This window comes from Methylobacterium sp. FF17 (assembly GCF_025813715.1).
Lineage (GTDB): Bacteria > Pseudomonadota > Alphaproteobacteria > Rhizobiales > Beijerinckiaceae > Methylobacterium > Methylobacterium flocculans.
Genome location: NZ_CP107532.1, coordinates 1,824,704 through 1,848,955, shown reverse-complemented (window position 1 = coordinate 1,848,955; position 24,252 = coordinate 1,824,704). Strand labels below are relative to the sequence as shown.

Below are 24,252 nucleotides of genomic sequence, written 5' to 3'. Positions count from 1 at the left end.
TCCGGCGCGCTATAGCATCCAGATGAAATCATAACTTTCGGTGGATGGGAGTCGCGCACTCGTCCGGCTGAGCCCCGCGCCGGGTGCGGATGTCCGCCGGGGCGACGTTGTTTAAAGCCACCTCCCTGGCGGACCCCGCACCGGGGTGGAGCACCGGCGATCGGGATCGTGCCATGGTGAGGGATTCGAGGGACGCTCCGGCATCCGGCCGGCGACTGGCCGGCATCGCGCTCATGTGCGGGACCCTGGCGTTCTTCGCCTGCCTCGACGCCTCCGCGAAATCCCTGGCCGGCATGGGCGTCGATCCGCTGCTCTCGACCTTCATGCGCTACGCGGTGAACGTCACCCTGGTTCTCATGGTGCTCAACCCGGTGCGAAGTCCGGGAGTCGCGCGCACGAACCGACCGGCGCTCCAGATCCTGCGCTCGCTGCTGCTGTTCGGCTCCACCGCCCTCAACTTCCTGGCCCTGCGCCAGCTTCAACTCGCCGAGACCCTGTCGATCCAGTTCGCCACGCCCCTCATGGTGGCGCTGCTCGCCGGACCGCTCCTGGGCGAGTGGTCGTCACCGCGTCGCCTGGCGGCGGTGGGGATCGGCTTCCTGGGCGTGCTGGTGATCGTCAGGCCGGGGGTCGGTGCGTTCCAGCCGGCGGTGCTCCTCAGCATCGGCAACATGCTGTGCTACGCGTTCTACGTGCTGACCACGCGAAAGCTCGCGGGTGTCGATTCGACGGCCACCACGGTGTTCTATTCGGGACTCGCCGGGCTCGCGGTGATGAGCCCGCTCCTGCCCTGGATCTGGACGACGCCGAGGGCCTGGGGCGCCTGGGCGTTGCTGATCGGCGTCGGGCTCTTCGGCACGTTGGGGCACTGGCTGCTGGTGCTGGCCCATGCGAGGGCACCGGCCAATGTGCTGGCGCCCTTCATCTACACGCAACTGCTCTGGTCGGTGCTGCTCGGCTACTTCGTCTTCGGCGACGTGCCGAACCGATGGACGCTGGCGGGCGCATCCATCGTCATCGGATCCGGGCTCTACCTCTTGGCCCAGGAGCGCCGCGCGACGCCTCAGCGGTGACGGCGGCGATGCGCGGGACGGCGCGACTTCATGCGCGTGCGGTAGGCGCGACGGCCCGGATCGATGCCGAGCGCCCCGTTCACCGTACCGACCGCGCCGCCGACCGCACCGCCGACGATGCCGCCCACCGGGCCGGCGACCCGGTCGCCCTCGGCGGCGCCACGCCGGATGCCGCCCGGCAGGCCCTGCGCTTGCGCCGCGCCCGACAGGGCGAAGGCGGAGAGGACGAGGCTGGCGGCGAGCAGAGCTTTTCTCATGGCGGAACCTCCTGATGACGCTGCGTCTCGGCCGGGTTCTCATGGCGAACCAATCCCGAGCGCGTGTGAGACAACCGCCGAGCTTGAAAAAGGTGGCATCCAAAGTTCGCGCGGCCTTCCGGCAGCGCAAAGCTCGCTGGTCTCACGCCGGTGCCACTGCTAGAAGCCGCCGCATGTGCGCTGATGGTGATCCCCGTAGCTGGGCTGGTCCGCAGACCCTGTCCGGTCCGCGAATTATGAGCCCGGCCTCCGCCTGAGGGCCGCCGCGGCGGCCCGATGCGAAGGCCGGGAGGGCGAAGCTTCGCCTCCGTTCCGCCGGGCCGGTGCCGCGTCACCACCCGCTCCATCCTTCGCGCCGAAGACCCGACAGATTCCCATGAGCGACCAGACCGTCCCGACTCGCGACTATTCCAAGACCCTGTTCCTGCCCCAGACCGAGTTCCCGATGCGGGCCGGGCTGCCCGTGCGCGAGCCTCTGCTGCTGGAGCGCTGGGCCTCCATCGCTCTCTACGGGCAGATCCGCGCACAGGCCGCCGGCCGGCCGAAATTCGTGCTGCATGACGGGCCCCCCTACGCCAACGGCAACATCCACATCGGCACGGCGCTGAACAAGATCCTGAAAGACGTCATCGTCCGGGCGCAGGGGTCGCTCGGCTTCGACGCCAACTACGTGCCCGGCTGGGACTGCCACGGCCTGCCCATCGAATGGAAGATCGAGGAGCAGTACCGCGCCAAGGGCCGCAACAAGGACGACGTGCCCGTCATCGAATTCCGCCAGGAATGCCGCACCTTCGCGGGCCACTGGTTGAACGTGCAGCGCGAGGAGTTCAAGCGCCTCGGCGTCACCGGCGACTGGGACCACCCCTACGTCACCATGTCGTTCCCGGCGGAAGCCGCCATCGCCCGCGAGCTGATGGCCTTCGCAACGACCGGACAGCTCTATCGCGGCTCGAAGCCGGTGATGTGGTCGGTGGTGGAGAAGACCGCCCTCGCCGAAGCCGAGGTCGAGTACGAGGACATCGTCAGCGACGCGATCTTCGCCGCCTTCCGGATCACCGCCGGCGCGGCCGAAGATCTCGATGCTGCACGAGTCGTGATCTGGACGACGACGCCCTGGACGATGCCGGCAAACCGCGCGGTCGCCTATTCGCGGCGGGTCGCCTACAGCCTTTACCGGGTGACGGCGGCGGCCGAGGACAACTGGGCCAAGGTGGGCGACGCCTACATCCTCGCCGACACGCTCGCGGCTTCCGTCTTCGCAGCTGCGCGCGTCGAGGGTTTCGAACGCCTGCGCGCGGTGGCACCTGCCGAACTCGCGGGCCTCACCCTCAGCCATCCGCTCGCGGGCCATGTCCCCGGCTACGACTTTTCCGTTCCGCTCCTCGACGGCGAGCACGTCACCGACGAGGCCGGCACCGGGTTCGTCCATACGGCGCCGAGCCATGGCCGCGAGGATTTCGAGGTTTGGACGGCCAACGGTCGGGCCCTCGCCGCGCGCGGCATCGAGACCCGCATCCCCTACACCGTGGATGCCGACGGGGCGCTGACCGAGGAAGCACCCGGTTTCACGGGAAAACTCGTTCTTAACCACAAGGGCGAGAAGGGCGACGCCAACAAGGCGGTCATCGCGGCGCTCACCGAGGCCGGTACCCTGGTGGCGCGCGGCACGCTCAAGCACAGCTATCCGCATTCCTGGCGCTCGAAGAAACCGGTGATCTTCCGGAACACGCCGCAATGGTTCATCGCGCTGGACAAGCCCGTGCCGTCCCTCGACGGCGACACCCTGCGCGACGTGGCCCTGCGCTCCATCGAGGAGACGCGATGGGTTCCGCCGCAGGGTAAGAACCGCATCAACGGCATGGTGGCCAACCGCCCCGACTGGGTAGTCTCGCGCCAGCGCGCCTGGGGCGTGCCCATCACCGTCTTCGTCAAGCACGGCACCCACGAGGTGCTGCGCGACGACCGCGTGAACGCCCGGATCGTGGAGGCCTTCCAGGCGGAGGGCGCCGATGCCTGGTTCACGGATGCGGACGGCGCCCGCTTCCTGCAGCCCGACTATGACCCGTCGGAGTACGAAAAAGTCACCGACGTTCTCGACGTCTGGTTCGATTCCGGCTCGACCCACGCCTTCGTGCTGGACGATCCGGAGCAGTTCCCGGGGCTCTCCGGCGTGAAGCGGAAGCGCGACGGCGGCACCGATACAGTGATGTACCTGGAGGGCTCCGATCAGCATCGCGGCTGGTTCCAGTCCTCGCTGCTGGAATCCGCCGGCACGCGCGGGCGCGCGCCCTACGACATCGTCCTCACCCACGGGTTCGTGCTCGACCCCAAGGGCCTGAAGATGTCGAAGTCGAAGGGCAACGTGGTGGCGCCCCAGAACGTCATCAAGGATTCCGGCGCGGATATCCTGCGCCTCTGGGTCGCCGCCTCCGACTATGCCGACGACCTGCGCATCGGCCCGGAGATCATCAAGACCTTCGCGGAGACCTACCGCAAGTTGCGCAACTCGATCCGCTGGATGCTGGGCTCGCTGGCCCATTTCGAGCCGGGCACCGAGATCGCGCATGCGGATCTGCCCGAGTTGGAGCGCCTGATCCGGCATCGCTTGAGCGAACTCGATGGCGAGATCCGCGAGGCTTATGCCACCTTCGATACCAAGCGCGTGGTGGCGCTCCTCAACGGCTTCATGACGGGCGACCTCTCGGCCTTCTACTTCGATGTTCGCAAGGACGCGCTCTACTGCGATCCGGCCTCCTCGGCTGTGCGCCGGGCCGCTCTCCAGGTCATCGACGAGACCTTCCGCCGGGTCACGATCTGGCTGGCGCCCGTCCTTGCCTTCACGGCCGAGGAGGCCTGGCTCGACCGCTACCCGTCCGAGACGGGCTCGGTCCACCTTCAGACCCTGCCGGAGACGCCGGCCTCCTGGCGGGACGAGGCTCTGGCAACCCGCTGGCAGGCGATCCGTCGCGTGCGCCGGGTGGTCACCGGGGCGCTCGAGATCGAGCGGACGGCCAAGCGCATCGGCGCAAGCTTGGAGGCGGCGCCCACCGTATTCATCGCCGACGCGGCCTTGCGGTCCGTCATTGAGGGAGTGGACTTCGCCGATATCTGCATCACCTCCGCCATCCGTATCGCGGAGGGCGAGGGCCCGTCGGACGCCTTCCGTCTGGACGATGTGCGCGGCGTCGGGGTCGTTCCCGCCCTCGCCGAGGGACGCAAGTGCGCCCGCTCGTGGCGTGTGACCCCCGAGGTCGGCAGCGATCCGGATTATCCCGACGTGACGCCCCGCGACGCCCGCGCCCTGCGCGAGTGGGACGACGCCCATGCGGGGATGGGCGCCGCGTGAGCGGACCGACCATCGTCTTCTCAGACGCGACGCGGCCATCGTCCCCCTTATGGGGAAGGGTTGGAGGTGGGGGTGGCTGGGCAACCCTCCGCCGCCCGAGGCCAGCGAAGTCATCCCCACTCCCAACCTCTCCCCACAAGGGGAGAGGGACATGTGGGCTCTTCCAAAGGCCGCATGCATGAAATCAAAAGCCTGCCACAGCGTGAGGACCAGCCCTTGCGCCTGACCCCGTTCCGCCTCGGCTTCGCTGCACTCCTCGCCACCCTCCTCCTCGATCAGGCCTCTAAGCTCGGGCTCTATTTCGGCACCGACCTCGTGCTGACGCAGCCCTGGCGCCTTGCCCCCTTCATGGACCTCCTGGTGGTCTGGAACCGGGGCGTGTCCTACGGGATGTTCCAGCAGGAAGGCAACCTCGGCCGGTGGGTGTTGGTCGCGGTCTCGTGCCTCGCGGCGATCGCCCTGACGATCTGGATGCGCCGGGCTGAAACGCGCCTGCTGGGCCTGGCCCTCGGGCTGGTGGCGGGGGGTGCCATCGGCAATGCCATCGACCGGGCCGCCTACGGCGCGGTGTTCGACTTCGTGCACCTGCACTGGGGGACGTGGTCCTGGTACGTGTTCAACGTCGCCGATGCGGCCATCGTCGCCGGTGTCGTGGGCCTGATTCTCGACAGCCTCTGGCCGACACCCAAAAGCACCAGTTCGGATCTTTGAGGGCGGTCGCGCGGGTGGTGCGCGCCTGTGTTCCATAAACCACACCCGGATTCGTTGTGCCGGCAAGGCTGGTGCACTGCGGTCAAGGCGCCATACGATCGCCCGAAACCAGGATCAGGCCGGACGGGTCGGATCAGGATCGCGGCACACGGCGACCAGCCGGACTCGGGGAACCGGGACCAACTCACCGGGCGGAAAGCGGGGACAGCATGATCGGGCATCGCGTTTGGCTGGTGGCGGTGGGCATTCTGAGCGCCGGAAGCGCACAGGCCCAGCAGGGCGTGTTCATGCGTGACGCCTTGAGCAATATCGGCCTGATTGAACCCGAGAAGCCGGCGATCACCTACCGCGAGCGGGCTCCCCTGGTCATGCCACCGAAGCTCGACGGACGGGCCCTGCCGCCGCCGCGCCAGCCCGAGGCCTCGGCGCAATGGCCCAAGGACCCCGAGGTCGTCCAGCGCGAGCGGGACCGCGAGGAGGCTAAGAAGCCGGTCCTGCGCGGTGCGCAGGGACGGATGAACGACAACAACATGACCCTGTCCGTCGACGAAATGCGCGGTGGGCGCCGGGCCGATGCCCAGGTCCGTACCGAGGCGGGTCGGACCGAGGGTGACAACGACGACCGCAATTCGTTCTGGGCGAACCCCTTTGGCCTGCGTTCGGCAGAAGTGTCGGAGCCATCCGCGGTGGAGCCCGACCGCGACGTGCTCACCGATCCGCCGACCGGCTACCGGAAGGCGCCCCGCAAGGTCGCCAAGTCCAACGGTGATCCCGTGAACAACCCCTACCGCGAGCGCGAGGAATCCGATCCGGCCGCCTACGTGCGCGCACGCTCGGCGAACTGAACCTCGGGTCCCGCCCGCTGCCGCAGGGGCAGCGGGTACCGCGAGACGACCCGTCTCCTGCCCCTCCGACGCAGCCCAGTGGCGCGGAGCCGGCGCAATACCAACATGACGGACGGCCGCCGTAGCAGCCGGACGCGGAAAGAAGAGCTTCGATGCACCTGTTCAGGAAGGACATGCCCCTCTTCGGACCGTCGCGTGGCCATGCCAGCGCGGGCCGGGCGGAAGCCGCTCCCTTCGGGCGCTCCGAGGCCGGTGGTCCTGAGGTCAGCGCCTTCGCCCTCGACAATGGCCTCGACGTCGTCGTCGTTCCGGATCATCGCGCTCCCGTCGTCACCCACATGGTGTGGTACCGCAACGGCTCGGCCGATGATCCGCTGGGCCAGTCCGGTATCGCCCACTTCCTCGAGCACCTGATGTTCAAGGGCACCGAGCGGCATCCGATCGGCGCCTTCTCGAAGGCCGTCTCGGGCCTCGGCGGCCAGGAGAACGCCTTCACCTCCTACGATTACACCGCCTACTTCCAGCGTGTGGCCCGCGACCACCTCCGGACCATGATGGAGTTCGAGGCCGACCGCATGACCGGCCTCGTTCTGGACGACGCCGTGGTGGCGCCCGAGCGTGACGTGGTGCTGGAGGAGCGCCGCATGCGGGTCGAGACCGACCCCTCGGCCCAGCTCTCCGAGGCGATGGCCGCCTCCCTCTTCGTGCACCATCCCTACGGCACGCCGATCATCGGCTGGATGCATGAGATCGAGGAGCTGAACCGCACCCACGCCCTCGACTACTACAAGCGCTTCTACACACCCGAGAACGCCATTCTGGTGGTGGCGGGCGACGTGACGCCGGACGACGTCCGCCGCATGGCCGACGACACCTATGGCCGCGTCACCCCTCAGGGCGCCCGGCCCGTGCGGGTCCGGGCCAGGGAGCCGGAGCCGAAGGCTCTGCGCCGCCTCGCGGTGGCCGACCCGAAGGTCGAGCAGCCCACCCTGCAGCGGCTCTACCTCACACCCTCCTGCATCACCGCCCGCGACGGCGAGTGCCACGCGCTGGAACTGCTGGCCGAGGTGATGGGCGGCGGCTCCACCTCCTATCTCTACCGCAAGCTGGTGATGGAACTCGGCGTCGCCGTGAATGCGGGGGCCTGGTACATGGGCTCCGCCATCGACGACACCCGCTTCTCGGTCTACGCGATCCCGGCCGAGGGCGTCAGCCTCGAGAAGCTCGAAGAAGAGGTCGACCGCGTCCTGCGCCGCGTTCCCTCAGAGGCGCTCGGTGCGGAGGCGATCGAGCGGGCCAAGACGCGGCTCGTGGCCGAGACGGTTTATTCCTCCGACAGCCAATCCTCCCTCGCCCGCATCTACGGCTCGGCGCTGGCCATCGGCGAGAGCATCGAGGAGGTCCGCCGCTGGCCCTCCGACATCGAAGGCGTGACGCAGGCCCGCCTCGCAGCGGTGGCCGAGCGCTACCTGACGCCGTCCCGGTCGGTCACCGGATACCTGACCAAGGCCCGAGAGGCTGAATCGGCCTGAGCCGCCCCGGCCCTCAAGCCGGCTATCGCCCTTCTCGGAGGCCGCGGCGCCCGCCGCCGCGCCCCGCACAGCATGAGGTTTCCATGACGGCCACCGTCAATCTCGTCGATACCGCCCGCTCCGCGACCTCGCCGACCCAGGCCGTGCCCGTCGCGACCGCCACCGGCATCGAGGCGTGGCACGTCGAATCCCCGGTGGTGCCCCTGATCGCCCTGGCCTTCACCTTCGAGGGTGGCGCCGCACAGGATCCCGACGGCAAGGCCGGCGTTGCGCAGATGCTCGCGCGCCTCCTCGACGAGGGCGCCGGCGACCTCTCCTCCGATGCCTTCCAGGAGCGTCTCGCCTCCCGCGCCATCGAGCTTTCCTTCCACGCCGGCGCCGACGCGCTGGGTGGCTCCCTGAAGATGCTGGTCAAGCACGCGGACGAGGCCATCGACCTCCTGGCGCTCGCCCTGGCCAAGCCCCGCCTCGACCCCGACGCCATCGAGCGGGTGCGGGCCCAGACTCTCGCCGGGTTGCGCTACCAGCAGAACGACCCAGGCGTGATGGCGTCACGCCGCTTCTTCGCGGAAGCCTATGCGGGCCATCCCTATGCCCGTCCCTCCTCCGGCACCGCCGAGAGCATCGCGGCGATCACCCGCGACGACCTCGTGGCGATGCATCGCCGGATCATCGGGCGCGGCGCCGTGAAGGTCGCGGCCGTGGGCGCCATCGACGCCGCCCGCCTCGCCGAGGCCCTCGATCGCGCCTTCGGCAAGCTCGACCTGGCCGAGCCCCTCGCAGCCGTGCCGCAGACGCGGGTGCAGAACCTCGGCCAGCGCCACGTGGTCGATCTCGATGTTCCGCAATCCGTGATCCGCTTCGGCATGAACGGCGTGCCGTGGCGCGACCCCGACTTCATCCCCGCCTACGTCCTGAACCATATTCTCGGGGGCGGCTCCTTCACCTCCCGTCTCTTCCAGGAGGTGCGCGAGAAGCGCGGCTTGGCCTACTCGGTGGGAACCTCGCTGGTCAGCCACCGCGCCGCCTCGATGACCTGGGGCTACACCGCCACCAAGAACGAGCGGGTCGGCGAAGCCCTGTCGGTGATCGGCGAGGAGATCGGCCGCCTCATCACCGAGGGGCCCTCGGACGAGGAGTTGCAGAAGGCCAAGGATTACCTGACCGGCTCCTACGCGCTCGGCTTCGACACCTCGACCAAGATCGCGCACCAGCTCGTGCAGATCGCCTTCGAGGGCCTCGGCATGGACTACATCGCCCGGCGTAACGACCTCGTCGCCAACGTCACCCAGGCCGATATCCGGCGCGCCGGTGCCCGCACCTTCGCGGATGGGAAGATGCTGGTGGTGGCCGCTGGCCGGCCCACCGATTTCTGACGGACCGCAGGGTTGCGCGCGGATTCGGACGAACCGCCGCGCCTCTTTGCGGCTTCTCGGGACTGTACGCGGGCATGGCGGTTGCTAGTTTCCGCCGGAGCAGCGACGATGCTGCGCCGCTCGCTTTCAAGCTCGGGACAGTCCGGATGACATCACGCCTCGCCTCCCTGCCGGGCCGAATCGCCCTCGTCGCCGCGATGGGACTCGCTGCAACGCCTGCCCTGGCGCATCCGGGCCATGAGGCGGCCAGCGGGCTGTCACAGGGCTTCCTCCACCCCTTGAGCGGCCTCGACCATCTCCTCGCCATGGTCGCGGTCGGCCTCATCGCCGCGCGGATCGGAGGCCGGGCCCTTGTCCTGGTGCCCCTGTCCTTCCTCGGCATGATGGCGCTGGGTGGGGCTCTGGGAGCCGGCGGCATCGGCCTTCCCTTCGTGGAGATTGGCATCGCCCTTTCGGTGGTGGTGCTCGGGGCCTCACTCGCCCTGCGGCCGCCCCTGCCCGTCGCCGCCGCCATGGTGCTGGTCGGCGCCTTCGCCGTGTTCCACGGGCATGCCCACGGCGCCGAGATGCCGGAGACAGGTTCGGGCCTCGCCTACGGCCTCGGCTTTCTCGGCGCGACCGCGCTCCTCCACGCGATTGGCCTCGGACTCGGCCTGTCCGCCGGGCGCCTCGCCCGCAGCCTTCCCGCCCTGCGGGTGGCCGGCGCGGGCCTCGCCGTCGCGGGCCTCGGCCTTCTGGCCGGCGCGCTCTGAACGCCGCGCCTGCGCGCTTCGCACGGCCCCCGCGAGGGGCCGTTTTTGTTTTTGCCGTTCGCGCACCCATCTGACGGGCCCGTCCACCGTTCAGGGATCAGCCGATGCAACTCACCGGTATTCACCACCTCACCGCCATCACCGCGCAAGCGGCCGACAACCTGGCCTTCTACACACGCGTACTGGGCCTGCGCCTGGTGAAGAAGACGGTGAACCAGGACGATGTCTCCGCCTACCACCTGTTCTACGCCGATGGCCTCGCCTCCCCCGGGACGGACATCACCTTCTTCGACTGGCCGGCTCCATCGGAGCGACGCGGCACCAACAGCCTCAGCCGCACCGCCCTGCGGGTTGCCGGCTCCGGAGCCATCGACTGGTGGCGCGAACATCTGGCGCGGCAGGGCGTGAATCACGCCGTCCCGGTGGAGCGCGACGGCCGCCTGACCCTCGACTTCGAGGATGGCGAGGGCCAGCGCCTGATGCTGGTGGACGATGGCGGGATCGGTGAGGCCCATCCCTGGACGCAGAGCCCCGTGCCGACCGAGCACCAGATCCGCGGCCTCGGCCCGATCCGGCTCAGCGTAGCCCAGATCGAGCGCACGGCGGCCGTGCTCACCGAGGTGCTGGGCATGCGCCACGACCGGATCTACGAGTTGCCCGAGGGCGAGGTTCGCGTCTTCAGCATGGGCGATGGCGGCCCGGCGGCCGAACTCCACCTCGTCGCCGAGCCGAATCTTCCGCAGGCGCGCCAGGGAGCGGGCGCCGTGCATCACGTCGCCTTCCGGATCCCGGACGCGGCTTACGACGCCTGGGCCGATCGCCTGAAGCAGCGCCGCATGCCCTCCAGCGGGCCGGTGGACCGCTACTACTTCCGCAGCCTCTACTTCCGCGAGCCGAACGGCATCCTGTTCGAGATCGCCACGGATGGACCGGGCTTCGCGACGGACGAGCCGATGGAGACGCTGGGCGAGCGCCTCGCCTTGCCGCCCTTCCTCGAAGGTCGCCGCGCCGAGATCGAGGCAGGGCTGAAGCCCCTGTAATCGCAAGAGCACCGTACCAAGCGCGTTTCGCAAACGAAACGCGCCGAGGCGGATCGGCTGGGCGGAATGATCTGTTGCGGCCGAGGGTCCCTGAGGGGGATCCGGCCGCTCGGCTCGCCCTCATTTCCTCGACGAGGTCGCCATCACTCGTCCTACCGGCGCGATCCGGCTCGAGTGAAGCGGCGAAGGGATGGTTCAGCGAGGCCTCTGCTTCGGGCCGACAAGTATTATCGCCGCTCGGCGATGATCCCCGCGCCAGCCTACCGACCTGGTGAGGCTGATCGGACCGGCCCAGCCGATGATCTTGGTTTTACCCTGTCTCCTACATCGCCGCGGGGAACACGATTCTCCACTCCCGGAGGGGCGACTTCTCCCATGGAAAGGCTGGGAGCGAGACCAGAAGACGACCAGACTAATGTTTGAGCTGTACTGACTGTCCGAATACAGTCGTCGGCGAAAACAAAATCGATTAAACAAGTTTTAGCGTGTATTGGCGATGATGGATCCCGGAGGCAAAACCTCCGGTCGGCAAGAGCAATGATAAGGCTCCGACATTCCCCCATCCCATTGGAATTCAGGCTGAACAATGTTCAAGTTGTCGATCGCCAAAAAATTAGGATTTTTCTCAGGCCTTGGTATTCTCCTGGCGGTCGGAATGGTCGCGAATCAGTGGATGGCCAACCAGCGGATCACCCAGTCGATCGAGACCGTGTGGCGGGAGCAGACGATCCTCGACGGCATCAAGAACGCGCAGCTCGCCCTGGCGCAGATCCAGGTCGCCTTCCGTGACACGCGCCTGTTCGAGACGGAAGCAACCTTCAAGGAGGCCGTCGGCCGGATCCGGACCAACTTCGATTCCGCCCGCGAGGGGCTCAAGACACCGATCCGGATCGCCCTGAAACCCGACGTCCTCAAGGATATCGACACCGCGCTGGCGCAATTCACCGATCTGGCCCTCAAGTCGGCGGCCGCCGTGACCTTCGACCAGGGCCGCAAGAGGATCGACGAGGCGGCCCTGGCGGCCACGGCAGACCAGCGGATGACCGCCCGCAAGAACGCGCTCGTCGCGATCGAGCAATCTCTCGCCAATGCGCAACGCTTCACCGATGAGGCGCGGCTGTCGTCCTCCAGCGCCGTGGAAACCGCCACCGTTCTGGGCCTCGTGATCGGCTTTGTGGCGACCCTCCTTCAGGCCGGGTCGGCCCTCTTCTCGATGACGATGGTCGCACGCCCGATACGCGGAATGACGGACGCCATGAACCGGCTCGCCGAAGGCGATGTCGCGGTCGCGATCCCGGATCGGACGCGCGGGGACGAACTCGGAGCCATGGCGGCGGCGGTGCAGGTGTTCAAGGACGGCATGATCCGCAACCGCGCCCTCGAGTCGGAAACCGAGCGCCTGCGCCTCGCCGCCGAGACGGAACGCAAGGCCGGGATGCAGACCCTCGCCAACGAGTTCGAGGCGGCGGTCGGCGGGATCGTGAACAGGGTGTCTGCTGCGGCCATCGAAATGCAAGCGACCGCCTCGCAGCTGACGGCATCCGCCGAGGAGACGTCGGCACAGTCGAGTGCGGTCCTGGCAGCCGCGGAGGAAGCCTCGGCCAACGTCACCGCCGTAGCCGGTTCGGCCGAGGAACTGGGAACCTCCGTGGCGGAGATCGGCCGTCAGGTCGCCCGCTCGGCGGATATGACCGCCGCCGCCGTCCGCGAGGCGGAGCAGACCGCACTGGCGGTCGCGGAACTCCGCGAGGTCGCCGCCAGCATCGGCGATGTCGTGAACCTCATCACCAACCTCGCCGGACAGACCAATCTCCTCGCCCTCAACGCGACGATCGAAGCAGCGCGGGCCGGAGAAGCGGGCCGGGGCTTCGCCGTGGTCGCCTCGGAGGTGAAGGAACTCGCCAACCAGACCGCCAAGGCAACGACGGAAATCTCCGCGAAGATCGCGGCGATCCAATCCTCGACCCGCCAGGCGGCGGGCGCCATCGACGGGATCTCCTCGACGATCCACGGGATCGACGAGACGGCCGCCGCCATCTCGGCATCGGTCGCGCAGCAGGATGCCGCAACCCGGGAGATCGCCGGTTCGGTGGCGCAAGCCTCGATCGGCACCGGCGAGGTCAGCGCCAACATCATTGGCGTCGCCCGCGCGGCTCAGGAGACCGGCGCCGGGGCCGGCCAGGTGTTCACCGCCTCGTCGGAACTCGCGCGGCAGGCCGAACGGCTGAGCGCGGAGGTACGGACGTTCCTTCACACGGTCCGCGCCGCCTGAACCGAGGCCTGATCGCCCCTGTTCCGCCAGGGGCTGTGAGCGCCGCCTGCCTCGCGATGAGGCAGGCGGCGTGCGTCGTCGCCGGAGCGTTGGTGACACCCGTCCCTCGGTGAGGAGCAGCGGAGCCCTCGCCGAACCGCCTCCCGCGGCGGGCGTTCCCGCAACGCCCAGGGTGAGGATTCGGGACGCGATCATATCCCTCACGGCGCCGGCACCCCTAAGTCGGAGCAATTCCAAACAGTTGGCGGTTTCGCTGCCTGCGCGCCTGCTATGCCTTGACGGGCGTGCCGCAGGTGCGAGAAGACCCCACGCAAAGCTTCGAGAGAGATTCGAGACGGACCGTCGATGAGCAAGTTCAACGAGGAGCGTGTGCTGAGCGTCCATCACTGGACCGACACGCTGTTCTCCTTCCGCACCACCCGCGATCCCGCCTTCCGCTTCCGCAACGGCGAATTCGTGATGATGGGTCTTGAGGTCGAGGGCCGGCCGCTGCTGCGCGCCTACAGCGTCGTCTCCGCCAATTACGAGGAGGAGCTGGAGTTCTTCTCGATCAAGGTGCCGAACGGCCCGCTCACCTCGAAGCTGCAGCACCTCAAGGTCGGCGACCCGATCATCGTCGGCAAGAAGCCCACCGGCACCCTGGTGCTCGACAACCTCATGCCGGGCAAGAACCTCTACCTGCTCGGCACCGGCACCGGCCTTGCCCCCTTCATGTCGATCATCAAGGACCCGGAGACCTACGACCGCTTCGAGAAGGTGGTGCTCGTCCACGGCTGCCGGCAAGTGCAGGAACTCGCCTATGGCGAGACCATCACGCAGGACCTGCCGAACCACGAATTCCTCGGCGAGGTGATCAGCGCCGGGCTGATCTACTATCCCACCGTCACCCGCGAGCCCTTCCGCAATCGCGGCCGCATCACCGATCTCATGACCTCCGGCAAGCTGTTCGAGGATATCGGCCTGCCGCCGATGTCGGTGGAGAACGACCGCTTCATGCTCTGCGGCTCGCCCGATATGATCCGGGATACGCGCCAGCTCCTCACCGAGGGCGGCTACGAGGAGGGCAACCACGGCGAGGCCGGCCACTACGTCATCGAGAAGGCGTTTGTCGAGAAGTGACCCGCGTCGAGACGTGAGCCGCGCACCGGCCGTCTTCCTCGTCGGTGCCGGGACGGAGATCGGCAAGACCTACGTCACCGCCGCCCTGACGCGGCGCCTTCGGGTTTCGGGACGCGCCGTGCGCACCCTGAAGCCCCTGGCCAGTGGCGTCCCTCCCCTCGACGATCCGAGCTTCGGCGAGAGCGATACGGCACGCCTGCTCGCGGCACAGGGTCTGCCGGTCACGCCGGAGACGGTGGCGGCCTGCTCGCCCTGGCGCTTCGCCGCCCCGTTGAGCCCGGACCTGGCCGCCGCGCGCGAAGGCCGCTCCCTGGCCCTCAACGACCTCGTCGGCTGGTGCCGTGCGCAGATCACCGCGCTTCCCCCCGACACCACGCTGCTGATCGAGGGCGTGGGCGGTCTGATGAGCCCGGTCACTGCGGATGCCACCGGGCTCGACTGGCTCAAGGCCCTCGGGATGCCCGCCCTCCTCGTCTCGGGCTCCTATCTCGGCGCCATCAGCCATGCGCTGACCGCGATCGAAGTGCTGCGGGCGCACGGCGTACCGCTCCTCGGGACCGTAATCTGCGAGAGTGCGGAGGCGCCGACGCCGCCGGGGACGGTCGCTGCCGCCATCGCCCGGCACGGGGCGACGGCGAGCCACATCGTCACGCGCGATGGCGCCTGCCCGGAGGCCCTCGCCCGCCTCGTGTGACGGGCCGACGGATCCGTCCCGGAATGCTCATTGCCTACTCTGGACGGCCAAGGTCGCGGGCCTACCTCGCTTGTCGGCGGATATCAGCGCCGTTCCCGGAGAATCTGCGCGTGGCTCAAGAGCAATCCCGAACGGGGTCGGAGTCTCGAACCACGCCTGGGGCCTCGCGCCCAGCCGTGATGCTGGGGGCGCTCGGCATCGTCTACGGCGACATCGGGACCTCCCCGCTCTACGCCTTCAAGGAGGCGGTGCGCGCGGCCAGCGCCGGTGCGCCGCCGACGCCGATCGCCGTGACGGGGGCCGTCTCTCTGATCCTGTGGTCGCTGATCCTCATCGTCTCGATCAAGTACGCGGTGCTCATCCTGTGCGCCGACAATCGCGGCGAGGGCGGCATCGTGGCGATGCTGGCGCTGCTGGGCGCTCGCCACGCCAAGCCGGGGTCGTGGGCGGGCGTGCTCCTCGTCGTCGGGCTGATCGGGGCGGCACTCCTCTACGGTGACGGCGCCATCACGCCGGCGATCTCCGTGCTCAGCGCGGTGGAGGGTCTCAAGGTCGAGGCACCGGGCCTGGCGCGCTTCGTGGTTCCGATCACGATCACGATCCTGGTCGGGCTGTTCCTGGTCCAGAGCCGGGGCGTCGCCTTCATCGGCCGCATCTTCGGGCCCGTCATGCTCGTCTGGTTCGTCGTGCTGGCGCTCCTGGGCCTCGGCGGCATCTGGCACGCGCCGCAGATCCTGGCCGCGATCAACCCGCTGAAGGCCGTCGACTTCCTGACCCATGCGGGCTGGCACGTGAGCTTCGCCATGCTGGGCGCCGCCTTCCTGGCGGTGACCGGCGGCGAGGCGATGTACGCCGATCTCGGGCATTTCGGAGCCGGGCCGATCCGCGCCTCGTGGTTCGGCCTCGTGCTGCCGGCCCTTGTGATCCACTATTTCGGGCAGGGTGCCGTGCTCCTCGTCGAGCCCGACGCCATCGAGAACCCGTTCTACCGCCTGAGCCCCGACTGGGCACATTACCCGCTGATCGGGCTCGCGACGTTGGCCACCGTCATCGCCTCGCAATCGATCATCTCGGGGGCCTTCTCGCTGACCCAGCAATCGATCCAGCTCGGATTCCTGCCGCCGATGCGGGTGGTGCACACCGCCCGGCACGAGCGCGGGCAGATCTACGTGCCGATGGTGAACTGGCTGCTCGCGGCCGCGACCCTGAGCGCGGTCCTCATCTTCGGCTCGTCGGATGCGCTCGCGGGTGCCTACGGCATCGCGGTGGCGTCGCTCATGGCGATCACCACCCTGCTCGCGGCGCTGGTCGCCCTGAAATGGGGCTACAACCCCGTGGCGGTCCTGGCCGTCAACGGCTTCTTCCTGGCGATCGACCTCGTCTTCCTCGGTGCCAACAGCGTGAAGCTGTTCGAGGGGGGCTGGTTTCCGCTGCTTCTCGCCGCCGTCGTCGCCTTCCTGATGCTCACCTGGCGCAAGGGAAACCAGCTGGTCGAGGCCGCCCGGGTCTCGCTGCGGCAGCCGGAGGATGCGTTCCTGAGGCAGCTGCAGCGCGATCCGCCGATCACCCTGCCGGGCAACGCCGCCTTCCTGTCCTCGGCCACCAGCGCGATCCCGCTGCACCTGTCGCGCTTCGTCGAGCGCAGCCACGCGCTGCACAAGCGCATCCTCATCGTCACCACCCGCTACGAGGAGGAGCCGACCGTCTCCCGCGACCGGCGCGCCGAGGTCATCGCGATCACGCCCGACATCACCCGCGTGATCCTGCGCTACGGCTTCATGGAGGATGCCTCGGTGCCGGACGGCCTGCGCTGCGCGGTCGAGGCCAAGCGTCTGCCGGCCGCGTGTCTGGAAGACCTGACGATCTTCATCGGCCACGAGACCATCATTCCGAAGAGCAACGCGCGCGGCATGGCGACGTGGCGCGAAGAAATCTACGCCTTCCTCCTGCGCAACGCCGAGCGCACCGGCGCGCATTTCTGCGTGCCGACGCGCCAACTGGTCGAGGTCGGCACCGAGATCGAGATCTGAGCGCGGCGACCGGACATCAACTCCCGGTCAACCGTTGCCGCATGACCTTGCGACGATCACCCGGGGTGTCGCACAAGGGGCGATAAACGGGCCGCCCAACCAGAAAAGCGACGTTCTTCCGATGACCGACCTGGCGCCGAAGGCTTTGGCGATCCGCCTGCGGCAGCAGGCCATCCTCTCCGATTTCGGGGTCGAGGCCCTGCGCGCCACCGAGCTGCTGCCGCTCCTCCAGCGGGCCACCGAACTCTGTGCCGAGGGCATGGAGGCCGAGTTCTGCAAGGCCCTGGAATACAAGCCGCACCAGGATTGCCTCCTCGTCTGCGCCGGAATCGGGTGGGCGCCCGACGCGGTGGGCACCACGATCATCGGCGCCGACCTCGCCTCGCCGGCCGGCTACGCCCTCAAGACCGGCCGGCCCGTGATCTCGAACCACCTCGAGAACGAGACGCGCTTCCGCACCCCGAAGCTGATGGCCGATCACGGAATCCGCCGTGCGATCAACGTGTTGATCGCCAACCGCGACGGCAATTACGGCGTGCTGGAGGTGGACGACACCCGCGAGGGCCGGTTCGAGGAGGCGGACATCGCCTTCATGCAGGGGTTCGCCAACCTCGTCGGGGGCGCCATCGAGCGCCAGCGGGCCGAGGCCCGGCTGAAGGCGGCCCTGGAGCGCCAGGAGCTGCTGTCGCGGGAGATGAGCCACCGGGTGAAGAACAGCCTCGCGGTGGTGGCGGGCTTCCTCGGGCTGCAGGCCCGGGGCTCCGACAATGCCGACGTGAAGAACGCCCTGGCCGATGCCCGGACCCGGGTGGAGGCGGTGGCGCAGGTCCATGACCAGCTCTGGCGCCAGCCCAGCCTGGAGGCGATCGACGTGGCGGGCTTCCTCGAGGCGTTGTGCATCAAGCTGCAGGAAAGCGCCCCGCGCCACCGCATCATCTGCCACGCGGCGCGCATCAACATCCCCGCCGATCTCGCGATCCCGCTCGGGCTCTTCGTCAACGAGCTCGTGACCAACGCGATCAAGTACGCCTACGCGGATGGCGAGGGCGAGATCCGCGTCGCGGCGCAGCCCGACGCGTCGGGCGGCCTGATCCTCGGGGTTCAGGATGACGGCGCGGGCCTGCCGGACGGGTTCGACCCGACGGCCGCCCGCAGCGCCAGCCTCGGCATGCGGATCATCAACAGCCTGGCCCGCCAGCTCGGCGGGACGCTGCGGGTCGCCCCGGATGTCCGGGGCGCCCATTTTTCGCTGGCGATCCCGCCGCTGGCGTGAGGGCGGGCGCGGTCAGACCAGCCCGAGCTTCTGGGCGAGGCCGATCCGCTGGAGCTTGCCGGTGGCGCCCTTGGGGATCTCGTCGAGGATCAGGATCTTGGCGGGCACCTTGAAGGCGGCGAGCCGCTCCGAGGCGAAGCCGCGCAGGTCCTTCTCGGCGAGGTGCTGGCCCTCGCGCAGCACGATGGCGGCGCAGACGTCCTCGCCGAGCTTGTCGTGGGGCATCGCGAAGGTGACGCATTGCGACACCGCCGGGTGGTCCATGAGGATCTCGTCGACCTCGCGGGGCGAGATCTTCTCGCCGCCCCGGTTGATGATCTCCTTGAGGCGCCCGGTGATGGTCAGGTAGCCTTCCGGGCTGAGCGAGCCCTGGTCGCCGGTGCGGAACCAGCCCTGTGGCGTGAAGGCCTCGGCGTTGGCCTTGTCGTTGTTCTCGTAGCCCGTCATCACGTTGTCGCCGCGGATCACGATCTCGCCGATCTCGCCGGCGGGCAGCGGCTCGCCGTCCTCGTCCACGATGGCGATCTCGGGGCCGGCCGCGAGGCCGACCGAGCCGGCATAGTGCGGGCGCGGCGGCAGCGGGTTCGAGGCCATCTGGTGGGAGGCCTCCGTCATGCCGTAGGCCTCGATCAGGGGCGCGCCGAACACGTCCTCGATCTCCTTCATCACCTGCGGGGGCATGGAGGAGGAGGAGGAGCGGATGAAGCGCAGGGGGTTGGCCTCGATGACCTCCCGGTTGCGGGCGGCGCGGCCGAGGATCGCCTGGTGCATGGTCGGCACCGCCGTGTACCAGGTCGGGCGGACCTCCCCCATCCAGCCGAAGAACTTCAGGGCGTTGAAGCCCGGCGTGCACGAGACCTGACCGCCGCCCGAGAGCGGGGCCAGGATGCCGGCGATGAGCCCGTGGATGTGGAACAGCGGCATGATGTTGAGGCCGCGATCCTCGGCCGTGAAGCCGAGGGTGTTGCGGATGTTGCGGGCCGAGGCGCAGACGTTCGACTGCTTGAGCGGCACGATCTTCGGGCGCGAGGTGGTGCCGGAGGTGTGCAGCACGAGGCCGATATCGTCCGGGTGCGCCGGGCCGCCCTGGGCGGCGGGGGCGGCGGCGGCGCCCTCGAAGGCCAGGGTGAAGCTGCCGGCGCCCTCCTGCGGGGTCGGCGTCAGGCGCACCACCGGCACGCCGAGGCGTCCGGCCACCGCCACCGCCGGGCTCTCGGAGCCTTCGGCGACCACGAGGAGCTTCGCGTTCAGGTCGGAGAGATAGAAGGTGAACTCGTCGGCCTTGTAGCTCGGGTTGAGGGGCGCCGAGGTGGTGCCCGCCGCGATGGCGATGAAGGCGGCGGCCATCTCGGGGCCGTTGTCGAGGACGATGGCGACGCGGTCGCCCCGGCCGATGCCCTGCGTGTTCAGGGCCGCGATGGTCCGGTCGGTGAGCGCGCGCAGGCGCCCGAAGGTCAGCGGCACGCCGCCGGGGCTCGACAGGGCGGTGGCCGCGTCGGCGCCGGCCTGGATCAGGGCGTGGAGGGTGGTGGCTGCGGAATGGGCGTTCGAAGTGTCGGCCATGGTCAATCGTCCTCGAATGGCGTGGCGGTCAGGCCGGCGTGATGGAGAGGCGTCCCTGGGCCCGCTCCAGGCTCTGGGCGAGGAGGCGCATCAGGGCGTAGACGGTGCCGATATGCGGGGTCGGGGTGTCGGTGAGGCGCCCGAGTTCGATGATCGAGCCGACGAGGGCCTCGAGCTCGATGGGGCGCCCGGCCTCCACGTCCTGCAGCATCGAGGTCTTGTGGGCGCCGACCTTCTCGGCCCCGGCGATGCGGCGCTCGATGCCGAGCTTGAAGGTGATGCCGAGGCGGTTCGCGATGGTCTCGGCCTCGCGCATCATGTCGGCGGCGAGCGCCCGGGTCTCGGGGAACTGGCAGATGTCCACGAGGGTGGCATGGGCGAGGGCCGAGATCGGGTTGAAGCTGAGGTTGCCCCAGAGCTTGAGCCAGATCTCCGCCCGGATGTCGCTGGTCACGGGCGCACGGAAACCCGCCTTGATCAGGGTCTGGGCCAGCGACTGCACGCGCGGGGACATGGAACCGTCGAGTTCGCCGAGGCCGAAGCGGTGGCCCTCCACCACCTGCACCACGCCGGGCTCGGTGAGCACCGCCGCCGGATAGACCACGGAGCCGATGACGTGCTTCGGGTCGAGGTGCTGGGCGATGAGCCCGCCCGGATCGGCGGTCTCGAGGTGGGTGCCGGTCAGATCGCCGCCGTGCCCTTGCGAAAAGTACCACCACGGGATGCCGTTCTGCATCGTCACCACCATCGTGTCGGGTCCGATGAGGTGGTGGAGGTCGGCCGCGATCGGGCCGACCTGATGCGCCTTGACCGTCAGGAGCACGATGTCGTGCTTGCCCGCCTCGGCCATCGACTTGGTGGCCTTGAGGTTGGTCACGTGGATCTCGGAGCCGTCCTCCTCGATCAGCCGCATGCCGTTGGCCTGGATGGCCTCCAGGTTGGCGCCGCGCGCGATGAAGGTGACGTCCTCGCCCGCATGGGCGAGGCGCACGCCCAGGAATCCTCCGATGGCGCCGGCGCCGACGATCGCGATGCTCATGCTGTGGTGTCCTTCAAATCCATCCTGCAAGCCTGCCCGGCAAATCTGCCCCCGCCAACCGTCCCGGTCACGTCCGATGGGTTGACGGGCGGGCGGCTCACGAAAATCCGTTCGACAAGACGCCGATGCCGGCGATCTCGACCTCGACCGTGGCGCCCTTCGGGATCGGGCCGGACCCCACCGAGGTGCCGCAGGCGATGAGGTCGCCGGGCTCCAGGGTCATGTCCCGCGAGAGCTCGGCCACGAGTTCGGCGGCCGTCCGCATCATGTCGGAGAGCGGATAGCGCTGGCGCTCGCGTCCGTTGACCCGGACCGCGACCTCGAGGGCCGACGGATCGACGTCGGTGGCGATCACGGGGCCGAAGGGGCCGAAGCCGTCATGGCCCTTGGACCGGGTCCAGTGCGTGAAGCTCGGGTCGGCCCTGAGCGCGTCCAGGGCGGTCACGTCGTTCACGCAGGTATAGCCGAAGATGTGCGCGCCCGCGGTCTCCGGGGTGAGGTCGCGACCGCGCTTGCCGATCACGATCCCGAGCTCGCCCTCGAACAGCAGGCGCCCCGCGCCGTCCGGCGCCGTGATCGTCTGCCCGCTGGCGAGGTAGCAGCTCGCCGGCTTCACGAAGTAGAGCGGCACCTCCGGCCGGGTCAGGCCCTGCTTCGCGGCCGAGGCGTGGAAGTTGTTCCACAGGGCGATGTACTTCGAGGGCCGGCACGGCAGGTCGACGGTGACCTGCGACAGCGCCAGGGTTTCGCCCGTGGGCGTCGGCCCGTCGAAGAGGTCGCCCGCATGGACCGCGATGGTCTCGCCGTCGAGGCGGCCGAAGCCGCCCCGGCCCTCGTGGATGTAGCGCAGCCAGTGGGCCATGGTCGGTCAGCTCCGGGCGATGAACCGGGCGCGCATCGGCTTCAGCACGAAGAGCGCGAGGAACCCGGCCAGGAAGGCCATGCCGGAGGCGACGTAGAACACCGTCTGCCAGGTGCCGGTCTGGGCCTGGATGGTGAGCATGACGGGGAGCAGCAGGGCGGCCGTGCCCTTGGCGGTGTAGAGCAGGCCCGCATTGGCGGCGGCGTTCTTGTCGCCGTAGGTGTCGCTGCAGGTGGCGGGGAACAGCGAGTAGATCTCGCCCCAGGCGAAGAACACGAGGCCGGTGAGCAGCACGAAGGCCATCGGGATATGGGCAAACATGCCCAGCGCCAGGATGCCGGCGCCCTCGATCATGAAGGCGATGACCATGGTGTTCTCGCGGCCGATCTTGTCCGAGACCCAGCCGAAGAAGGGCCGCGTCACGCCGTTGAGCACCCGGTCGATGGTCAGCGCGAAGGTGAGGGCCGGCAGGGTCAGGCCCATCAGGGAGACGGGCACGCCCGCGACCTTGAAGTCCTTGGCGATGGGGGCGAGGGACGCCGCCGCCATCAGGCCGCCGGCGGCCATCATCACGAACATCAGGTAGAGCAGCCAGAACACCGGCGTGCGCACCATCTCGGCGGTGGAATACTGGCGCCGGGTGACGGTGTTCACCGTGACCTTGCGGCCGGCGAGCATGCGGTCCTTGAAGGCGGCGCTCGGGGAGACGAGGAGCAGGGCCGCCAGCATCACGATCAGGCCCTGGCCGAGACCGAACACCAGGAAGGTGTGCTGGTAGCCGGAATCGCGGATCATGTTGGCGATCGGGATCACGGTGAGGGCCGAGCCCGCGCCGAAGCCGGCGGCGGTGAGGCCGGCCGCGAAGCCGCGCCGGTCGGGGAACCACTTCAGGGCGTTGCCCACGCAGGTGCCGTAGACGGCGCCCGCGCCGATGCCGCTGATCGCGGCGGCGGCGTAGAGCAGGCCCAGCGTGTCGGCGTAGGAGTTCATCACCCAGCCGAGCGCGCAGAGGGCGCCACCGAAGATGGTGACGAGGCGCGGGCCGTACTTGTCCACGAACCAGCCCTCGATCGGCACCAGCCAGGTCTCCATCACGACGAAGATCGTGAAGGCCCACTGGATCGCGGTGCGCTCCCAGCCGAATTTCTGCTGGATCGGATCGACGAACAGCGTCCAGCCGTATTGCAGGTTCGCGATCATCGACATGCACAGGACGCCGAGGAACAGCTGTCCCCAACGGCCCAGGGGTGGGGAATCCACGCCGGCCTGAGCAAGGGATGTCGGCCCGGCGGAGGCAGGCGCAGCAGTGCGCGCGGTCATGAACGTCTTCCTCGGCTCAAACTCTTATTGATGCCGTCCGGTTCTATCGGCAATTATTTTGAATTCAAGAAGCTTTGGTAGGCCTAAGCCTTGACGTCGGCTGCAAAATTTTTGGGTAAGCTGCGAAAAAATTTGAGTTGCGAAGCCGGGACCCCGGGACATCTCGGCGTTCTATTGCGCCGCAACAGACCGATCCTTGCGCTGCAGCGCGAAACCTCGGTGGGCGTGCTCCTGGCCGGCAGGCCGGGCGGCCCGGGAAATGTCGGAAAAGGAACCATGCGGCGGCTTCGCCGTTACGCTTGGCCGCCGACGACCGGTTGCATCCGGCAACCAGCGTTCGAGGGGAGCAGCAGAGTCAGGAGCGTTTGATGAGCAGCACGACGGACAAGATCAAGGGTCTGGCCAACGAGGCCGTCGGCAACATCAAGCAGGGCATCGGCTCGGCCACCGGCAACGACAAGCTGCAGGCCGAGGGCAAGGCCCAGGAGCTGAAGGGCGAAGCCCAGAAGACCGTCGGCGATGCCAAGGACGGCATCAAGGGCGCGGCCCAGAGCGCCGCCGACGCCGTCAAGAAGATCTGATCCACCGGACGCCCCGCGATCCCTCGCGGATCGCCGCGGTCCTTCAAGGACCGCCGCAGCGCAGACCGTCGCGCGGTGACGGGTTCGACCCCGCCCCGCGCCCGACAGGCCCGCGGCCGCGCCCCCGGTTCGATCCGGGCGCGCCGGTCCGGGCCGGCAGAATGAGGATATTCGCCGATGAACCGGGATCAGATCGAGGGTGGCTTTCGCAACATCCGGGGTCGCGGGCGCTCCGCCCTCGGTGCCGTGACGGGGCGCGTGCGTCCCCAGGCCGAGGGGGCTTTCGACCAGGCCGCCGGGGCCGTGCAATATGCCTATGGCCGGGCGCGCGACGCGGCCGACGACCTGCACCGCGACGGCGCCCACCTGATGGGCGAGGCCCAGCATCGCGGCCGCGCCCTCGCCGACGAGCTTCAGGACCGGGGCCGGGTCTATCGGGGCGAGGCCGTCCGCCGGGGCCGGGCCGTCGCCAGCCGGGCCGACGAGAACAGGGGCGCCACGCTCCTGCTGGTGGCCGCCGCCGCCTTCGGGGCGGGCTGGCTTCTGCGCCGGCCGCGCTGAGACGCG

20 protein-coding genes are annotated in these 24,252 nt (G+C 68.9%); 15 read left to right on the top strand and 5 right to left on the bottom strand.

Features of this window, described 5'->3' with window-relative positions:
• The first annotated feature begins 173 nt into the window (after positions 1-173).
• Positions 174-1,073 carry a DMT family transporter gene (locus OF380_RS08515; RefSeq protein ID WP_264050337.1) on the top strand — a complete coding sequence of 300 codons (900 nt, stop codon included), beginning with the start codon at positions 174-176 and terminating at the stop codon, positions 1,071-1,073.
• Here OF380_RS08515 and OF380_RS08510 read toward each other — a convergent pair.
• On the bottom strand, positions 1,064-1,330 hold the full coding sequence (locus tag OF380_RS08510) for a hypothetical protein (RefSeq protein ID WP_264050336.1): 267 nt from the start codon (positions 1,328-1,330) through the stop codon (positions 1,064-1,066). The two genes, OF380_RS08515 and OF380_RS08510, sit on opposite strands and share 10 nt — an antisense overlap.
• Before the next feature lie 376 nt (positions 1,331-1,706).
• Here OF380_RS08510 and ileS point away from each other — a divergent pair, with 376 nt between their 5' ends.
• The 12 genes from ileS (at position 1,707) to OF380_RS08450 (ending at position 18,320) form a co-directional block, all read left to right on the top strand.
• Positions 1,707-4,676: an isoleucine--tRNA ligase gene (gene ileS, locus OF380_RS08505; protein WP_264050335.1), complete on the top strand. Its 2,970-nt coding sequence runs from the start codon at positions 1,707-1,709 to the stop codon at positions 4,674-4,676.
• A gap of 222 nt (positions 4,677-4,898) precedes the next feature.
• A complete protein-coding gene (lspA, locus tag OF380_RS08500; RefSeq protein ID WP_264051248.1) occupies positions 4,899-5,387 on the top strand; it encodes a signal peptidase II in 489 nt (162 codons plus the stop codon).
• 209 nt (positions 5,388-5,596) lie between these two features.
• Positions 5,597-6,232: a hypothetical protein gene (locus OF380_RS08495; protein ID WP_264050334.1), complete on the top strand. Its 636-nt coding sequence runs from the start codon at positions 5,597-5,599 to the stop codon at positions 6,230-6,232.
• A gap of 152 nt (positions 6,233-6,384) precedes the next feature.
• A complete protein-coding gene (locus tag OF380_RS08490; protein ID WP_264050333.1) occupies positions 6,385-7,764 on the top strand; it encodes a M16 family metallopeptidase in 1,380 nt (459 codons plus the stop codon).
• Between the two features lie 83 nt (positions 7,765-7,847).
• Positions 7,848-9,140, top strand: a complete 1,293-nt coding sequence (locus tag OF380_RS08485; protein ID WP_264050332.1) for a M16 family metallopeptidase — start codon at positions 7,848-7,850, stop codon at positions 9,138-9,140.
• A gap of 146 nt (positions 9,141-9,286) precedes the next feature.
• Complete coding sequence (locus OF380_RS08480) at positions 9,287-9,892, top strand: HupE/UreJ family protein (protein WP_264050331.1); 606 nt, start codon at positions 9,287-9,289, stop codon at positions 9,890-9,892.
• Between the two features lie 104 nt (positions 9,893-9,996).
• On the top strand, positions 9,997-10,932 hold the full coding sequence (locus OF380_RS08475; RefSeq protein ID WP_264050330.1) for a ring-cleaving dioxygenase: 936 nt from the start codon (positions 9,997-9,999) through the stop codon (positions 10,930-10,932).
• 673 nt (positions 10,933-11,605) lie between these two features.
• Positions 11,606-13,204 carry a methyl-accepting chemotaxis protein gene (locus tag OF380_RS08470; protein WP_264050329.1) on the top strand — a complete coding sequence of 533 codons (1,599 nt, stop codon included), beginning with the start codon at positions 11,606-11,608 and terminating at the stop codon, positions 13,202-13,204.
• 345 nt (positions 13,205-13,549) lie between these two features.
• Complete coding sequence (locus OF380_RS08465; protein WP_264050328.1) at positions 13,550-14,323, top strand: ferredoxin--NADP reductase; 774 nt, start codon at positions 13,550-13,552, stop codon at positions 14,321-14,323.
• Between the two features lie 13 nt (positions 14,324-14,336).
• Positions 14,337-15,017, top strand: coding sequence for a dethiobiotin synthase (gene bioD, locus OF380_RS08460; protein ID WP_264050327.1), 681 nt, complete (start codon positions 14,337-14,339; stop codon positions 15,015-15,017).
• A gap of 179 nt (positions 15,018-15,196) precedes the next feature.
• Positions 15,197-17,047 (top strand): potassium transporter Kup, encoded by a 1,851-nt coding sequence (locus tag OF380_RS08455; RefSeq protein ID WP_264050326.1) that lies wholly within the window; start codon positions 15,197-15,199, stop codon positions 17,045-17,047.
• A gap of 121 nt (positions 17,048-17,168) precedes the next feature.
• Positions 17,169-18,320: a sensor histidine kinase gene (locus tag OF380_RS08450; RefSeq protein WP_264050325.1), complete on the top strand. Its 1,152-nt coding sequence runs from the start codon at positions 17,169-17,171 to the stop codon at positions 18,318-18,320.
• Positions 18,321-18,332: 12 nt separating this feature from the next.
• Here the strand turns inward: OF380_RS08450 and OF380_RS08445 are convergent, their stop codons facing one another.
• The 4 genes from OF380_RS08445 to oxlT all read right to left on the bottom strand — a co-directional run bounded on the left by OF380_RS08445 (position 18,333) and on the right by oxlT (position 23,104).
• Positions 18,333-19,883 carry an acyl--CoA ligase gene (locus tag OF380_RS08445; RefSeq protein ID WP_264050324.1) on the bottom strand — a complete coding sequence of 517 codons (1,551 nt, stop codon included), beginning with the start codon at positions 19,881-19,883 and terminating at the stop codon, positions 18,333-18,335.
• A 28-nt stretch (positions 19,884-19,911) separates the two neighbouring features.
• Positions 19,912-20,922: a ketopantoate reductase family protein gene (locus tag OF380_RS08440; protein WP_264050323.1), complete on the bottom strand. Its 1,011-nt coding sequence runs from the start codon at positions 20,920-20,922 to the stop codon at positions 19,912-19,914.
• 97 nt (positions 20,923-21,019) lie between these two features.
• Positions 21,020-21,784, bottom strand: coding sequence for a fumarylacetoacetate hydrolase family protein (locus OF380_RS08435; RefSeq protein ID WP_264050322.1), 765 nt, complete (start codon positions 21,782-21,784; stop codon positions 21,020-21,022).
• Positions 21,785-21,790: 6 nt separating this feature from the next.
• Complete coding sequence (gene oxlT, locus OF380_RS08430; RefSeq protein ID WP_264050321.1) at positions 21,791-23,104, bottom strand: oxalate/formate MFS antiporter; 1,314 nt, start codon at positions 23,102-23,104, stop codon at positions 21,791-21,793.
• Positions 23,105-23,472: 368 nt separating this feature from the next.
• Here oxlT and OF380_RS08425 point away from each other — a divergent pair, with 368 nt between their 5' ends.
• Both OF380_RS08425 and OF380_RS08420 read left to right on the top strand, forming a co-directional pair.
• Positions 23,473-23,685, top strand: a complete 213-nt coding sequence (locus OF380_RS08425) for a CsbD family protein (protein WP_244010871.1) — start codon at positions 23,473-23,475, stop codon at positions 23,683-23,685.
• 177 nt (positions 23,686-23,862) lie between these two features.
• The gene (locus OF380_RS08420; protein ID WP_264050320.1) at positions 23,863-24,246 is read left to right on the top strand and encodes a CsbD family protein; all 384 of its coding nucleotides are present in this window, start codon (positions 23,863-23,865) and stop codon (positions 24,244-24,246) included.
• The last annotated feature ends 6 nt before the right edge of the window (positions 24,247-24,252 follow it).

Bases quoted from the DNA above. Each gene is read 5' to 3' on its own strand.
- OF380_RS08440 (WP_264050323.1), bottom strand. From the start codon at position 20,922: ATGAGCATCGCGATCGTCGGCGCCGGCGCCATCGGAGGATTCCTGGGC.
- OF380_RS08435 (WP_264050322.1), bottom strand. From the start codon at position 21,784: ATGGCCCACTGGCTGCGCTACATCCACGAGGGCCGGGGCGGCTTCGGC.
- OF380_RS08465 (WP_264050328.1), top strand. From the start codon at position 13,550: ATGAGCAAGTTCAACGAGGAGCGTGTGCTGAGCGTCCATCACTGGACC.
- OF380_RS08495 (WP_264050334.1), top strand. From the start codon at position 5,597: ATGATCGGGCATCGCGTTTGGCTGGTGGCGGTGGGCATTCTGAGCGCC.
- OF380_RS08425 (WP_244010871.1), top strand. From the start codon at position 23,473: ATGAGCAGCACGACGGACAAGATCAAGGGTCTGGCCAACGAGGCCGTC.
- OF380_RS08485 (WP_264050332.1), top strand. From the start codon at position 7,848: ATGACGGCCACCGTCAATCTCGTCGATACCGCCCGCTCCGCGACCTCG.
- OF380_RS08480 (WP_264050331.1), top strand. From the start codon at position 9,287: ATGACATCACGCCTCGCCTCCCTGCCGGGCCGAATCGCCCTCGTCGCC.
- OF380_RS08455 (WP_264050326.1), top strand. From the start codon at position 15,197: ATGCTGGGGGCGCTCGGCATCGTCTACGGCGACATCGGGACCTCCCCG.
- OF380_RS08475 (WP_264050330.1), top strand. From the start codon at position 9,997: ATGCAACTCACCGGTATTCACCACCTCACCGCCATCACCGCGCAAGCG.
- OF380_RS08510 (WP_264050336.1), bottom strand. From the start codon at position 1,330: ATGAGAAAAGCTCTGCTCGCCGCCAGCCTCGTCCTCTCCGCCTTCGCC.
- OF380_RS08450 (WP_264050325.1), top strand. From the start codon at position 17,169: ATGACCGACCTGGCGCCGAAGGCTTTGGCGATCCGCCTGCGGCAGCAG.
- oxlT (WP_264050321.1), bottom strand. From the start codon at position 23,104: ATGACCGCGCGCACTGCTGCGCCTGCCTCCGCCGGGCCGACATCCCTT.
- OF380_RS08490 (WP_264050333.1), top strand. From the start codon at position 6,385: ATGCACCTGTTCAGGAAGGACATGCCCCTCTTCGGACCGTCGCGTGGC.
- OF380_RS08470 (WP_264050329.1), top strand. From the start codon at position 11,606: ATGGCCAACCAGCGGATCACCCAGTCGATCGAGACCGTGTGGCGGGAG.
- ileS (WP_264050335.1), top strand. From the start codon at position 1,707: ATGAGCGACCAGACCGTCCCGACTCGCGACTATTCCAAGACCCTGTTC.
- OF380_RS08445 (WP_264050324.1), bottom strand. From the start codon at position 19,883: ATGGCCGACACTTCGAACGCCCATTCCGCAGCCACCACCCTCCACGCC.
- OF380_RS08515 (WP_264050337.1), top strand. From the start codon at position 174: ATGGTGAGGGATTCGAGGGACGCTCCGGCATCCGGCCGGCGACTGGCC.
- OF380_RS08420 (WP_264050320.1), top strand. From the start codon at position 23,863: ATGAACCGGGATCAGATCGAGGGTGGCTTTCGCAACATCCGGGGTCGC.